The 14,790-nt window shown below is 39.2% G+C and carries 12 protein-coding genes; 6 read left to right on the forward strand and 6 right to left on the reverse strand.

Features of this window, described 5'->3' with window-relative positions:
• The 4 genes from RMY16_RS23560 to RMY16_RS23575 form a co-directional block, all read right to left on the reverse strand.
• A partial coding sequence (locus RMY16_RS23560) for a tetratricopeptide repeat protein (RefSeq protein ID WP_322738383.1) occupies window positions 1–1,630 on the reverse strand: 1,630 nt, incomplete at its 3' end.
• Window positions 1,631–1,705: 75 nt separating this feature from the next.
• Window positions 1,706–2,080, reverse strand: coding sequence for a hypothetical protein (locus RMY16_RS23565; protein ID WP_322738384.1), 375 nt, complete (start codon window positions 2,078–2,080; stop codon window positions 1,706–1,708).
• Between the two features lie 301 nt (window positions 2,081–2,381).
• Window positions 2,382–2,771, reverse strand: coding sequence for a Tudor-knot domain-containing protein (locus RMY16_RS23570; RefSeq protein WP_322738385.1), 390 nt, complete (start codon window positions 2,769–2,771; stop codon window positions 2,382–2,384).
• A 558-nt stretch (window positions 2,772–3,329) separates the two neighbouring features.
• The gene (locus RMY16_RS23575; RefSeq protein ID WP_322738412.1) at window positions 3,330–4,262 is read right to left on the reverse strand and encodes a lysylphosphatidylglycerol synthase domain-containing protein; all 933 of its coding nucleotides are present in this window, start codon (window positions 4,260–4,262) and stop codon (window positions 3,330–3,332) included.
• A gap of 143 nt (window positions 4,263–4,405) precedes the next feature.
• Between RMY16_RS23575 and RMY16_RS23580 the strand changes: the two genes are divergently transcribed.
• The 4 genes from RMY16_RS23580 (at window position 4,406) to RMY16_RS23595 (ending at window position 9,899) form a co-directional block, all read left to right on the forward strand.
• On the forward strand, window positions 4,406–5,383 hold the full coding sequence (locus RMY16_RS23580) for an alpha/beta hydrolase (protein ID WP_322738386.1): 978 nt from the start codon (window positions 4,406–4,408) through the stop codon (window positions 5,381–5,383).
• Window positions 5,384–5,520: 137 nt separating this feature from the next.
• Complete coding sequence (locus RMY16_RS23585; protein WP_322738387.1) at window positions 5,521–6,429, forward strand: alpha/beta hydrolase; 909 nt, start codon at window positions 5,521–5,523, stop codon at window positions 6,427–6,429.
• A gap of 34 nt (window positions 6,430–6,463) precedes the next feature.
• Entirely contained in the window at window positions 6,464–8,134 is a 1,671-nt protein-coding gene (locus RMY16_RS23590; protein WP_322738388.1) for a phosphatidylglycerol lysyltransferase domain-containing protein, read from the forward strand.
• Between the two features lie 376 nt (window positions 8,135–8,510).
• Entirely contained in the window at window positions 8,511–9,899 is a 1,389-nt protein-coding gene (locus RMY16_RS23595) for a hypothetical protein (protein WP_322738389.1), read from the forward strand.
• A 233-nt stretch (window positions 9,900–10,132) separates the two neighbouring features.
• Here RMY16_RS23595 and RMY16_RS23600 read toward each other — a convergent pair whose 3' ends face one another.
• Both RMY16_RS23600 and RMY16_RS23605 read right to left on the reverse strand, forming a co-directional pair.
• The gene (locus tag RMY16_RS23600) at window positions 10,133–11,290 is read right to left on the reverse strand and encodes a PIN domain-containing protein (RefSeq protein ID WP_322738390.1); all 1,158 of its coding nucleotides are present in this window, start codon (window positions 11,288–11,290) and stop codon (window positions 10,133–10,135) included.
• A 142-nt stretch (window positions 11,291–11,432) separates the two neighbouring features.
• On the reverse strand, window positions 11,433–12,044 hold the full coding sequence (locus RMY16_RS23605; RefSeq protein ID WP_322738391.1) for a site-2 protease family protein: 612 nt from the start codon (window positions 12,042–12,044) through the stop codon (window positions 11,433–11,435).
• 757 nt (window positions 12,045–12,801) lie between these two features.
• On the opposite strand from RMY16_RS23605, the gene RMY16_RS23610 reads away from it, so the two are divergent.
• Both RMY16_RS23610 and RMY16_RS23615 read left to right on the forward strand, forming a co-directional pair.
• A complete protein-coding gene (locus tag RMY16_RS23610; RefSeq protein ID WP_322738392.1) occupies window positions 12,802–13,083 on the forward strand; it encodes a DUF4212 domain-containing protein in 282 nt (93 codons plus the stop codon).
• A gap of 9 nt (window positions 13,084–13,092) precedes the next feature.
• Entirely contained in the window at window positions 13,093–14,763 is a 1,671-nt protein-coding gene (locus RMY16_RS23615; RefSeq protein ID WP_322738393.1) for a sodium:solute symporter family protein, read from the forward strand.
• The last annotated feature ends 27 nt before the right edge of the window (window positions 14,764–14,790 follow it).

A 14,790-nucleotide genomic window follows, 5' to 3' on the forward strand; every position in this document is an offset into this window, starting at 1 on the left:
GTTCTTCACCCAGCAGTTTGCGTGTGAGTGCCAAAGCTTGGATGTAAAGGGGTTCAACTTCGCTGTATCTGCCTTGGGAGTAGTAGAGTAACGCTAGGTTGTTGAGGCTAAGTGCGACATCTGGATGTTCTTCACCCAGCAGTTTGCGTGTGAGTGCCAAAGCTTGGATTAAAAGCGGTTCAACTTCGCTGTATCTGCCTTGGGAACGGTAGAGTGCCGCTAGGTTGTTGAGACTAGTGGCGAGAGATGGATGTTCTTCACCCAGCAGTTTGCGCCTGAGTGCCAAAGCTTGGATGTAAAGGGGTTCGGCTTCGCTGTATCTGCCTTGGGAGTAGTAGAGTAACGCTAGGCTGTTGAGGCTAGCGGCGAAATTTGGATGTTCTTCACCCAAGCGCTTTTTAGTGATTTCTAGACATTGTTCATACCAGGGTAAAGCTTGGTTATATAAACCTTGAGCATTATAAAATGTAGCGTTGCCGATGAAAGGCCAAAATAAATCATCATCGCTGACGTATTGAATGAGATGATTCGCTACTTCTGCTATATGAGGAATGGCGGGAGAAACGGCGGTGATTTGCTCAAGGGTGGACGAGTTAGGAATATCTTGGGCAACTGCTACCATTACCTTGCAAAAACTTCGCTTTAATTCCTCCCCCTTATCTAAACCTGTAAGCTTATATTGAAAAAACTCCCGTAGCAGTGGATGTAGTTGATAGATTCCCTCACCTTTGCGCTGGAGTAAATGCAGATTCAGCAACTTATCATCTCTAATTTCTTCTAAATCTTCTTCATCTTCTTCTGGTAAACACTGTTCCACCAAGTTCCAGGGTATGGATGCGGCGGCAAATAAACTCAATAAACATCCCAATTGCTTATCGTCGTCTTCTAATTCCTGCCAACTCAACTCAAAGGCTGCTAACACACCTCGTTGTGCTGTCATGTCGGCTTCCAACTTAGATTTAGACAAAGAACGCTCATCTAATCGCTTGTTCTGCAACCGCCGCAACATCTCAGCTAAAGATAAATCCTGTTTCCGCGCCAGATAGCGCCCGACTAATTCCACACCCAAAGGTAAATATCCCAGCCACTCACACAACTGATTTGCTAAAGCTAATTCTTTTTCAATTCGCTCTGGTGTTTCTTTGAGTAAAGACCTCAACAACTCCAGCGCCGCCTCTGGTTGCAGTACATCTAAAGATAACTGTGCGATGCGTCCCAAGTTTTGGCGCGTAGTCATCAACACTTTAAACCGAGAAGGTAGCGACTGTAAGTAAGGCTTAACTTCCTCGTAGTCGCTGACATCATCCAACACTAACAGCACATCACCCTCACGCCAACGCCGCCAACAGTATTGCACTTGGGCGAGTAAATCAAAATCTTCTGGCGGCTTTAAATCAAGCTGTGTTCTGGCAAACTGTACAACTTGAATGCCCACATCCCCAGTCTTTGCTAGCAACCAGCAAAGCCCACCGTTGTATGTTTCGCGGCGCTGGATTGCATATTGTAGGGCAAGTTCTGTTTTACCGACTCCACCCATCCCGGCAATAGCTGCGATCGCAACTTGTTTATTATCCTGCAAAAGTTGATGGAGATTTTGCAATTCTTCTTCACGCCCAACAAAATCAGCCACCCCACTCAGGGGTAAATTTTGTGGTATTCCAGTAGGGGGATTTAACTTTACCCGTTCCCGTTCGGGCGGCTGTAGTCAGAAGTTAAAGGTATTGCCAGAAACAGTATTAGTTCCGCCTTTAATGATTATCCCTTTATAATTTTCAATAGTTTGAGTCAATTGCGGTTGAGCTTCTTTAGCCAATGCTGCGACAGCTTGAGCAATTTCAGGATCTTTCTTCGCCGCTTCCTCTACTTGCTGCCCAATAAGATAAGCTTGACCGTAATCTAAAGGTTGCGTTTTAGCCTGTTCGATAACCTTCGCCGTGCTAGGTTCCTTGCGCTTCAGCAGAACTAACAACTTTTCGCCTTCGTTCCAAGCCTTTTCACCGATGATTTCCCCAGTTTTTTCAAAGGCTTTGGTGATTACCAAAGTTGCGATCGCAGCAGCTGTCAGTGATACTGGCTCCATAAGTTTGCCAAAGTATACGAGATTTCACTTATGATTCTCAGTTTAACAGAGCTAGGGCGAATGAAATGAGACTGTTGGCGAATTAATAAAAGGTCTAACCCATAATTTCTGATTACTCTGATTTCAGTCCGTTGAAACGGACTTGAGCTATTAGCCCGAAATTTATTTCAGGGCGGGAAAGCAACGCCAAACCAATCTTTTAGGGGTGAGTAGCTGCGGTTTATAATCACCCTTTTAAATTTAAAGGGACGACTTCAACAGGTGAAATCGCCCCTTTAAACTTATAAAAGTGAAATATTCTCTATCTGCTTACTCTGGCAGGTTCAACCCACTCATCCCAAGAGCTATCGTAGCCATCATAAGTAATTTTATAAAGATCGTTGCTAACTTCTAAAACCTGCCCTGGATACCATTTTCCTTTCCACAAAATTCTCACTGCATCGCCAGTTTGAAATGATGCCCGAAAGCGTGCAGTGCCAACCCATTCATCCCAGGAACTATCATAACCATCGTAGGTAATATAGCACTTCTCATCATTAACCTTAAGTACCGTTGCCGAATACCATGTTTCCTTCCAAAGAACTTCAGCTTTTTGTCCTACAGAACAGGGTGAAGCAGCAAAAGCGCTTGGTATTAATGTTCCTACCCAAGTTGCCATAAAGATGGCACCAAACAATACTTTATTTTTCATGATTATTTCTATCCTCAAACAGTAAAACCAAATTTTGATGGTGATTTCTGGAAATCTACTTCAAAATTTGCAACTAACTGTTACTATTTTTGTGGGATTTATTTAGCGATCGCCTCAGCAAAAATTATGAATTTATACCGCCGAATGTGAAGATAGCACCGCAGGATTCCGCATTTAAAAATAACAGTAGTTACTGATTTTACGAATTTGGCATCAATGTATAGTAGTGCTTATACCAAAGCTGAACTCCACACGTTATTCATTAGATATCTTGCAAAATTCCCTAATACTTCACCCCTTAATCCCCTCCCCAAAGCATCGGCTACAGTGTACGCACAAGTCGAATTACCCCCCTTAATCCCCCCTTATAAAGGGGGGAAAAAAGAAATTTAGTTCCCTCCCCTTTATAAGGGGAGGGTTAGGGTGGGGTAATTCGAGAACTGGTAGTGATTCGATAACTTGTGTGTACACCGTCACCGATACTTTGGGGAGAGGACACAAAACATAGCTTTGGCGGGGTGTCGTTCTTATCTGTGATTCATGCAAGAGTTCTATTTTTTAATTCCCCTTTCTAAATCTCATTTCATAAAGTCCGAGCAAGCTTGCTGCTACTAGCAAAGGTAAGAAATAATAAACTCCCCGATAAGCTAACATTGAACCCAAAACTGCCGCCGCCGAAACTTTTGAAGAAAGAATCAGTAAAATTATAGTTTCAAATACACCCAAACCACCGGGGACATTACTAACTACACCTGCAAACATCGCTAGTAAATAAATTCCCAAAAAGTCTAAATATGACAAAGATATATTGCTAGGAAGTAAAGCATAAAGAACTGCTGCTGCAAGAATCCAGTCAAAACTAGAAATTGCTATTTGAGCCAGAGATATTTTAAAAGAAGGAAATCGGAATTCATGTCCACGAATTATTAATGGATGCTTGATAAAAATACTTTCTAGTAAGTAAACTGCAACTAATAGCAGAAAAATTACGCCGATGGGACGCACAGTAGCAAAAGGTAAATGCAATTGAGTGGGAATCTTCAGGGGATTGATGATAAATAAGAAACCTGCAACAGCAAACATCCCCAACCAAAAAGTAAAATTTGCGAAAGCAATTACTTGAGCGATCGCAACTGCTGGCACTCCCCAACTAGCATAAAATCGATAACGGATAGCACTACCAGTTAGCAAAGCAAAACCGATAGTATTACTAAATGCAGAGCTAATAAAGTTAGTAAAAGCTATCTTATTCCAACTTAGAGAACTATTAATGTAGTTAAAACCTAAGATATCGTACCCAATCATCACTACATAGCCCAAAGCTGTCAGCCAAATTGCCCAACTTAAGCGACTTTTGGGAATAGCAGCTAGAGAGTTGAGGATATCACGATAATTATACTGATGTAATTCGCTAGCGATCGCCCACAGGGAAAGCACTAACAGCAACAAGCCAAACAAAGAACTGAAATTGAGTCCCAGCTTTTTAACCATCATGAAGAAACTTATTCTAACTCTTGACTTTTAATTTACAACCAGTCGCAAAGTTTTCATCCTGTTGACACAGCATCGACATATCATTTGCATAAGATTTTGAAGGCAAGCACCGATTACCCCATGCTCAATTTCCTTCAAAGATGAACTACAAACAATCTAAAATTCTCTTGCTATTTTCAGTATTAACGCTAGTTGGCTGTAATTTATCCCAAAGTGTCGTAGCAAAACCACTGCAACAGCAGGATTTACAAACAAAGCCTTCCGTTCTACCAACCCAGCGCAATACTAGCAACTCAGAAACTCTCCTAACCTATAAAATTGAAACTTATGATAGTCAAGTAATGAATGCAAGTCGCACTTATGGCGTTTCTTTACCTCCTGGCTATGAGCAAAACCCAAAACAAAGGTATCCTGTAATCTTTCTCCTCCACGGTGGACATGGAAGCCCCACTGATTGGTTTAATCAGAATAAGGGACAAGCTCTCAAGACTCTAGAACAACTTTATACTACAGGTAAGTTGCCACCCAGCATCATCATTACACCAAATGGCAACGACAAGCGCAGCTCTAGTCCCTATCGAGATCCCGAATATATCGATGGCCCTAACGGTAAAGTCTCTACAGCTATAGGCGATGAGTTAGTAAAAGTTGTGCAAAGCCGTTATCGTACAATAAATAATCCAAATTTTTGGGCAATAGGTGGTTTATCTTCTGGTGGTTGGGGAGCAATCAATGTGGGATTACACAACCTGGATCGTTTTTCGATTTTATTTAGTCATAGTGGTTATTTTAATGATAAAAGCGGCCCAGCAAATAGCCCAATATTTTATATCAAAACCATTCCCCTACAAGCTCAAAAAAGGTTGAAAATTTACCTAGATTCGGGTACATCAGATATTGAAGAACTCGGCGAAGCAGAACGATTTAGTAAAGTACTAAACCAACTTAAAATTTATAATTTATTTCGTCAGTTTCCTGGCAGTCACACTTGGCAATACTGGCGGAAGCATTTAGCAGATTCATTAACATTTGTTGGCGAACAATTTAGAACTTCTGAAATAGCCAACATGGCTGATATTTTAAATATTAACCAAAATAGCAATACTCAAAAAAATTAAAAACACCTAGCAGAAATAATCCTGTTTTGCCAAAACGTTAATGTTTGAAAATCAATGTAAAAAACTCTACTGCAATTTTTCAGCAGATTAATTATAGTAAGTTGTAACGAAGGTGATTTTTTTACCTTTAAAAGAGTATGAAAATTTATAAATTGTTAATTAGCTTGGTAGGAGCGATCGCACTCTTCACTGGCGTAGGTTATTATTATGTATTCATCTTAGGTGCGCCACAACTAGACCCACCCAAAAAAGAGGCAAATACTGGGCTAAAGTTTCAATTAGCAACCTTCAACTCCCAAGCGATGGGTGCAGTCCGTAACTACGGCGTGATTTTACCCCCTAGTTATAGCAAAAATCCCCAAAAGCGCTACCCTGTGATATTCTTACTACACGGTGGTCATGATGATGCTTGTGCTTATGCTGATAAATATGCACTCTTAGACGTATTGCATAAACTTTATCAAAGTGGAAAATTACCGTCATCGATTGTGATTACACCTGATGGTAATGATAATCGCGGTTCTAGTCCTTTATACGACCCCGATTACTTTGATGGCCCGAATGGCAAAATGGGGACTTTGATTGGTTCAGAATTAGTACAAGTTGTCAAGTCGCGCTACCGCACTTTGGAAGAACCCCAATTTTGGGCGCTAGGAGGTTTATCTTCTGGAGGATGGGGTGCATTTAATATTGGATTACGCTATCTCAACAACTTTCAGATTTTGTTTAGCCATAGCGGTTACTTTACTGATGACAGCGGTTCACAAAATAGTCCTCAACAAATTGTGCAACAGCTACCAGTCAAAGACAGAAAGCGATTGCGTGTTTATCTAGATGCAGGTGTGAACGATACTAATTTGCTAGCTTCTACCAAAGCCTTCAACGAAACCTTAAATAAATTAGGCATTGCTCACGTATTTTATGCATTTCCTGGAGGTCATGGTTTGTCTGGTGCAGATGTAGGCTGGAACTACTTTCACAAACATCTTAAAAATTCTCTCTCCTATGTCGGAGAACAGTTTAAACAATTAGGAGTTAAGAGTTAAGAGTTTTAACGCCAAAACAAATGACAAATGACAAATGACAAATAATTTAAAAACTCAGATTGGACTTTGGAGTGCAGCTTTACTAACAGGTTTAGTCGGAGTAGTAAATTTATTATCAGCAGTGACACCTAACCTGTATGGGCGGACTCACTGGTTAAAGGAATTTTTACCATTTGAAATTCGTGCCAGCGGTCATATATTTGCAGCGCTGACTGGGTTTGTTTTATTAACACTTGCTACTAATTTATTACGCCGTAAAAGAATAGCCTGGTTACTTACCATTGGTTTACTAATAATTTCCATTTTCAGCCATTTGCTGAAGGGACTGGACTATGAAGAGAGTCTACTCTCTGGAGTTTTGCTGCTGCAATTAATCTTGATGCGCCATTATTTCACGGCGCAATCAGACCGTCCTTCAATTGCACGGGGAGTCAGAGTGCTGATAGGCGCTTTATTATTTACTCTGGCATACGGAACTATTGGATTTTACTTGTTAGACGGCAAATTTTCAGAGAATTTTAATTGGCGAGAAGCGATAGTTCAGACTTTGGCAATGTTCTTCACCGAGGATAATTGGGGACTGCAACCAAAGAGTCGATTTGGAGAATTTTTTGCTAATTCTATCTATGTTATTACCGCAGGTACTATTACTTATGCAATGGTAATGCTCTTGCAACCTGTGTTTTGGCGAAATCTAGCAACTACAAATGAGCGAAGAAGAGTTAAAGAAATTGTCGAGCAATATGGATGTTCTTCTTTAGCAGCGCTCACTCTCTTAAATGATAAAAGTTATTATTTCAGTCCTTCGGGTAATAGTGTAATTGCTTATGTTCCCAAAGGACGGGGTGCGATCGCCTTAGGAGATCCCATCGGCCCCATTGAAGACCGCAAAGAGACAATTATTGCTTTCCAACAGTTTTGCCAGCGTAATGACTGGTATCCTGGCTTTTACCAAACTATGCCCGATGATGTTGAGCTTTACAAGTCATTGGGGTTTAAGGTACTCAAGATTGGAGAGGAAGCGATCGTTGACTTAAAAAGTTTTACCTTACAAGGTAAAGCCGGTAAAAACTTTAGACCATCAATCAGTCGTTTAACTAAGCTAGGATACCGAATCGAGTTTTACCAACCACCCATCGCCAATGATTTATTGCACCGGCTCAAATCTGTGAGTGATGAATGGTTGAAAATGGTGCAAGGTTCAGAAAAACAATTTTCTTTGGGTTGGTTTGACGAAGCTTACCTGCGAGAGTGCGAAATTGCTGTGGTGCATAATCCCGAAGGTAACATCAGCGCCTTTGCCAACATTATTCGGGAGTACCAACTTGACGAAGCGACTATTGACATGATGCGACATCGCTCATCTCTTGAAAATGGCACAATGGACTTTCTATTTATTTCCCTGCTCCAGCATTTTAAAGAGAATGGCTACGACAGCTTTAATTTTGGTCTTTCTGCGCTTGCTGGAGTTGGAGACAACCCAGAATCACGCCGCTTAGAGAGAGTATTGCACTATCTTTATGAGCATTTGAATCGCTTCTACAATTTCAAAGGATTGCACGCCTACAAAGATAAATTCCGCCCCAGTTGGGAACCACGTTATTTGGTTTACCCCAGTTTAGCTGCCTTACCAGATGTAGTTGTAGCATTAATTCGTGCAGATTCAGGCGATCGCCTCTTCGATTATTTCAAACCCGGAGCCTAAATGTGGGAAAAAATAATGTGCTGGCAGAAGTTGTCAGCAATACCATAACACCTCATTGCATAGTGATGAGGAGCTACGCCTACACAACTTGGCATTTATATGATACAATTGTACTATAAAAGTATGAATGTCCGGTAAGTATGCAACGCGAAGTACAGGTTTGTCAAGTCCGTAGCGAATAAACTCAAACAAAGTTTGCGCTACTCTGCGCTATACTTTGCGCCTCTCTGCGTTTAAACTTAAACCCTCAATTGTCCACAAATTTACTAAACCGTATACAAAGTTTGGTAATCAATTTATTGTGTGTTTGCTCTTCAATTTTGCACAGTTTAACAGGCTTTAAAAGATTCTTGACCTTTATCTGGAAGGTAGCAATATGACGAATAATAAAATTTCTCTAGTAGAGCTAATCAAAATTTTTGCACAATATCGCAACAATATTATCGTCAATATCAAGCACCTGCAAGAACATTATCAAAGAACAGGTATCAAGCGTATTAAAGGCGTGAGAAACGAAAATGGGGAACTGCTTCAGCCTTGGTTGCGAACAGAAAATATAGATAATGCTGAGTATGTTGGTATAGGCAATTTTCAGTTTAATCGCAATACTGCTACTATCAATATGCTTATCAAACGTCAAGTTAAACTTGCCAAAGTTGAAGACCAAACCCCCGCTATTGAGGTAGCAGGTTTGCTAGTAAATGACCTCAATAGCTTTAAGAATTACACGATTGTCAGTGACGGCAAAATAAACGTCAAGTCCTTACAAATCAAAATCAGCAGTAAAAAAGCCTTTGACTTGCTCAAAAAAAAAGGTGTGTTGAATGCAAAAGAATTTGACTTCCGTGCTGAACATACTATTCAATTAGATAACTTGCCGCTTGTAGCTGCAAATAGTCGTTACAGCAGCATTGATGGACTATTCAATCAACTCGCAGAAATTAAAGTACTTACTAGTATTATTTCTGCTCACTTAAGAAAGGAGTCAGTTTTATTTGTAGCAGGACAATTAGATGAATTTAAAAAGCACTATCTGTCTAAAAATGTTTACATTAACTTCCCTACAACTAATGAATACACAGACATCCATGAAGCTCTAGTTAATGGTACTCTTGACTCAAGATTGAGCTATAAAATCGACATTGGTAGTCAAGATATTCTGAACCTGAGTAAGTTTCCCTCTGCAAACAAATTTCTGAATAGAATGTATCGTCTTTATGATAAATTCACTGGAGAAATTATCATCAAGCCGAGTTTTGAGATGGCATTAAATGAAAATCTCACTTTTAGGCACAGGCTACTATCATCACGTACCAAGATTACGAAAGTTGACGAGTTGATGAAACCAATTTTTGATGATTTTCTTGGACTTGAGCCAAATGGCATAGTTGTAGATATTCTTAAGAAAGTTGGTGCTGATAGTTTGGCGCAGTTATTGCAAGAGAAACAAGCAGGTAAGCAGATTGGCAAAGACGAAATGGTTGAAGCTTTAACGATGGCAAATAACAAGCTAGAACAATATGTAGAAAATATCTACCAAAAGAAGATTTATCCTTTGGTATTTTACATTGGTTGTACTGGAGTATTGCCAGAAGAAATAAAAGCCAAACCCATGACTGCTGAAGAAGCTGCTGCTAAATACCCAAATTTGCAATTTTCTAAAAATGAGCAAGAAGGCAGTTTTTTTGCAGTTGGTGATAGTATTATCAGCATCTATGCCAAAACTGAATTCTATAGTAAAAAGGTGCCTATCCTAAATAATTAGTGAACAGCAAGATACCCGAATTCTCAAAAAATTCGGGTATCTGTCGGCTTAAATTCTCACAAATCAAATTAGATTACTACAGCAGATTGCAAGTCAACGAGGTACAAAATGCAAGACTTAAAATCAGATAGATATAAAAAGTTTCTATCTCCTGCCGGCGCTCGCAGACTCGTTCAGCAGTTAGCCCCGCTAATAACCTTAATCACATCACCCCACTTGCAATCTGATTTCATTTAGTCATCATCATTTTGATCTCTCCAATCTGGTTCAATATAATCAAAATCAATCCTTATTTTTGTGGTTATTATTTCAACTTCATCTACTTCTATATCTTCGTCAAATTTTCCAGATTCGTCTATTAGTATTATTAAGACGGTTACGTCTAAATCTTTTTGCTTTTCGATAGTGTTGGCTCCTATCCCAACATCTTCGCCATCTATAGAATCCCAAACTGTAAAGTAAAAGTTGCATTCAATACTAATATCAACGTTAAGCTCTGCCTGAACAACTAAAGTGTCATTATCAAATTTTATAGGTCTAAAAATAATGTTAGGTTTCTTGATAATCTTAAATTTATTTCCCTCATGACTTACATTCGTTATTTCATCTTCATATTGATAAAAAGAATTAGCTTCTATATGAATATCGAAATCAAAAATTTGGTTTTCTAGTGTATGAGTGATGGCCTCTTTTATAAAATCAAGCTCTCCTTGATAATATTTTTCCGATAATTGTCTACATATATTATAAGGTTTTACTTCTTGAAATAACTCAAAACATTTTGACAAGCTCTCAAGAAACACAAGATTTTGTGAATGAGTACAATATTGCTTCCAATCATTATCTATTGAAATCACTAAAACTTTTTTCATATTTTTTTTAGCCCATGACTCAAGAGACATTAAAGCCATAGCATCAGGAAACTCATTTTTCTTTTTCCCTGTACCTGCAAATGGTGATTTATTTTTAAAATATTTGTTTAACAGTTCAGAGACTTCTACGTTACCTTGAACTTGAATTATTTCTACAGATGTTGTTTCAATAAAATTCTCTAAACGATCATACGCAATTTCTTCTGGTTTCCGCCCTTGGAAAAGTGATGCTTTTATCAAATCAATGTCACCTTCAAATTGACAATATGTTTGGGCATCTTTTAAAATTCTATCAATATCTGTATACAGAGATTTCGGTATTTCTTCTAAATGATTGAGAACTTCATTTTTAACAACTTCAGAAATAAGAATTTTTATAGATGTATCACTAAATTGCCCTAGTTGCTTAAGTAACCCTGATTCTAGCTTTAAGCCTTCAGCCTTAAAAATTGATGTATCTAAACTTATGGCTTGAATTTCCTGTTTTTCAATTAGTTGTTTTATTTTATCAAATTCCATTTTTTTGCTTTTATAAAAACTATGTTAACAAGTGTGTAACTTTTCGATTGCGCTATCCTGCCTCCTGCCTCTAAACCCGTAGCTTCGTACTTTATACAAAGGAAAACTGCTGTAAATAATCTATTTTTGCTTAAGAAGCTGCTTATTTTCCCCCAAGTGCTGACTGAATAACTAAATGAGCAATGCCACTAAGTCCTATCCCAAAACCCGGAACTATAAATAGAACCATCATGGCAAAAAGTCCGAATTGGGTATATTCCAGTGGCTTTAGCTGAGGAAAAATCTCACTGAAGACATGAAAGCCGTCGAGTGGTGGAATTGGTAGTAGATTAAACAGAAATAAGGTCAAATTTATCCGAGCTGCTAAGTAAAGAAATTCGGCACTGAATAGTCCTGAAAGACTCAAATTAGCGAGAATTTTAAGCATCATAATAAATAAAATACCTAAAGCCAGATTTGATAATGGCCCAGCAGCGGATACCAAAATATTGCCTAGCTTACCTGAGCGAAACTTAGATGGGTTGACGGGCATTTGTCCCCAAGCTATACCCATGAGACAGAGAAAGATGAGCGATTCTCTGCCCATGTGAACTACAGGATTAAGCGTCAGATGACCAGTTTGTTCTGGAGTGTTATCTCCCTGACTCATCGCAGCCCAGCCGTGAGCAAGTTCATGCAAAGTGATGGAAAATATGACAATTACAACGATTCTGAAAAAATGAATCGGGTTTGTGATTAGTGTTTCGATAAACATATATTCTGGCTTGTGGTGTGGTTAAAGCTGAAATCCGCGCTTTCTGAAGACACGCAGGAAAAAGTTACCCAATTTAAAAACTGCAAACCTTGAGAATCAAGGTTGCTCACAAATAAATTAAGTAAGTTATTTTTGCGTGGCTTCCAAAACTAGTTAAAAATCTATGCAGATGTTGGTTATTGAGAATAAAGCGAATCAATTGCTTGAAATCAGCTTTTTCTCACCATAATGATATGAGTTCTCATCTATACCTGCTGCAATGCATTGGAAAGCTGAGTAACACAGTATTTGTATAATAATTTACTATATTTTAGTAATGCCCCATGTATGTAATAACAAGCTAGTTATGTCAATGTTATTAAAATTACACCGTAAAAGTCTATAGTAATTGTTCGTATATTTTTTAAATTAACTTTACTCACTTTTTGGCTCGTTAATTACTTATATATCTGCAAAAGCTCAATTTAAAGAATTTAATGGTAAAAATTCCTAGTAAAGTTACGTAATATATATTAAAAATTATGTATATAAATTATCGTATTACTAATGATTTATTGGATGTTTCAGCTTGAGCGAGCAATATTTGTTCATAACTGACCATAGGTTAATTATCAGCTAGTCATTATTTTGTTGTATTTGATACTTTCAAAGTAAATATTATTTACTAAATAATTTAAAAATTAATACAGTTATTAGAAGGATATTAATGGCTTGTTGGTATTATTTTGATGCACCAACGCAATCATGATGAACAACAATGGATGAAGATCAGCGCCGTTCTTATTGGCGTGCTAATACTACTTTAATTCGTAATCTTTTAATTGCCTGGGCATTGGTTTCCCTAGTTTTCAGTATTTTGTTGGTTCAACCTTTAAATGCGATACGGTTTTTTGGCGTACCCTTTGGCTTTTGGATGGCGCAACAAGGATCAATCCTGGTATTTGTAGCCTTGATTTTCATTTATGCCTTCCAAATGGACAAGCTAGACCGCAAATACAATCCCAGCAAGCAAGACAACAAATACAATCTCAAGAAGTGAGGAAAAACCGTGTCAGTTGAAATTTGGACTATTGTATTAGTTGGACTTTCCTTCGTCGCCTACATTTATATTGGTTGGCAATCACGAGTCGAAAATAGTAAAGATTTCTTTATAGCAGGTCAAGGGATACCTTCAATTGCTAATGGGGCGGCTACCGCCGCCGATTGGATGTCAGCAGCTTCGTTTATTTCAATGGCGGGGCTGATTTCTTTTTTGGGCTACGATGGTTCTATTTATTTAATGGGGTGGACTGGCGGCTATGTACTGCTAGCATTATTACTAGCTCCCTACTTACGGAAATTTGGTAAGTATACAGTGCCAGATTTCGTAGGCGATCGCTACTACTCTAATATCGCCCGTTTGGTGGCGGTAGTTGCAGCTATTTTCATCTCCCTAACCTACGTTGCTGGACAAATGCGGGGCGTGGGCATTGTTTTTAGCCGCTTCTTACAAGTAGATATCAATACAGGTGTAATCATCGGTATGGTGATTGTCGGCTTTTTCTCTGTGTTGGGGGGGATGAAAGGTATTACCTGGACACAAGTAGCACAATATTGTGTGTTGATTTTTGCGTACCTGATTCCAGCGATTGCGATCGCTTGGTTTCTCACTGGTAATCCTATTCCCCAACTAGCATTTAGCTTCAGTGATATTGGAGAAAAACTCAATCAAATTCAGGTTGACCTGGGTTTTAAGCAATATACTGAGCCATTTGTGAACAAGTCGATGCTAGATGTGCTGTTCACCACCATTGCTTTGATGGTAGGCACGGCTGGCTTACCCCATATCATCGTCCGTTTTTACACAGTAAAGAGTGTGCGTGCAGCCCGTTTTTCTGCTGGTTGGGCATTGCTATTTATTGCCATTCTTTATACAACCGCTCCAGCCCTGTCGATGTTTGCCCGCTACAACCTGATCGATTCCCTGCACAATAAGACAGTTGCAGAAGTGCAGCAGCTAGACTGGGCGACGAAGTGGGAAAAAACTAAACTTTTGGGTTTTGATGACATAAATAAGGATGGGCGTTTCCAGTTAACTCCAAATAAAGACACTAATGAAATAAAGATCGACCCAGATATCATCGTGCTTTCTACCCCAGAGGTAGCTAAACTGCATCCGTGGGTGATTGGCTTGGTAGCGGCTGGCGGTTTGGCAGCTGCTTTGTCTACAGCATCAGGTTTATTGCTGGTAATTTCCAGTTCCATCGCCCACGATATCTACTACCGGATCGTAGATTCATCAGCCTCAGAACAAAAACGGGTGTTTGTCGGGCGGATCATGGTAGGCTTTTCCATTGTCCTCGCCGGATATTTTGGGGTGAATCCACCAGGATTTGTGAGTCAGGTGGTGGCTTTTGCCTTTGGTTTAGCTGCTGCTAGTTTCTTTCCGGTGATTTTCTTAGGGATTTTCGACAAGCGCACTAATTCTGAAGGTGCGATCGCCGGCATGTTGACAGGTTTAATTTTTACGATAATTTACATTGTCGGCGTTAAATTTGGGGGTATGGAACCCTGGTTTTTTGGGGTTTCTCCCGAAGGAATTGGTACTTTGGGGATGCTAATTAACTTCGTTGTCACCCTAGTAGTTTCTCGCCTAACGCCACCACCGCCAGCAGACATTCAAGCGATGGTAGAAGACCTCCGCAGCCCATTAATTGAAGAATCATTGATTGAAGAATAAGGTATTAAGTAGGTATAGGGAATGGGG

The organism is Nostoc sp. DedQUE12b (genome assembly GCF_034530835.1).
GTDB lineage: Bacteria > Cyanobacteriota > Cyanobacteriia > Cyanobacteriales > Nostocaceae > Nostoc.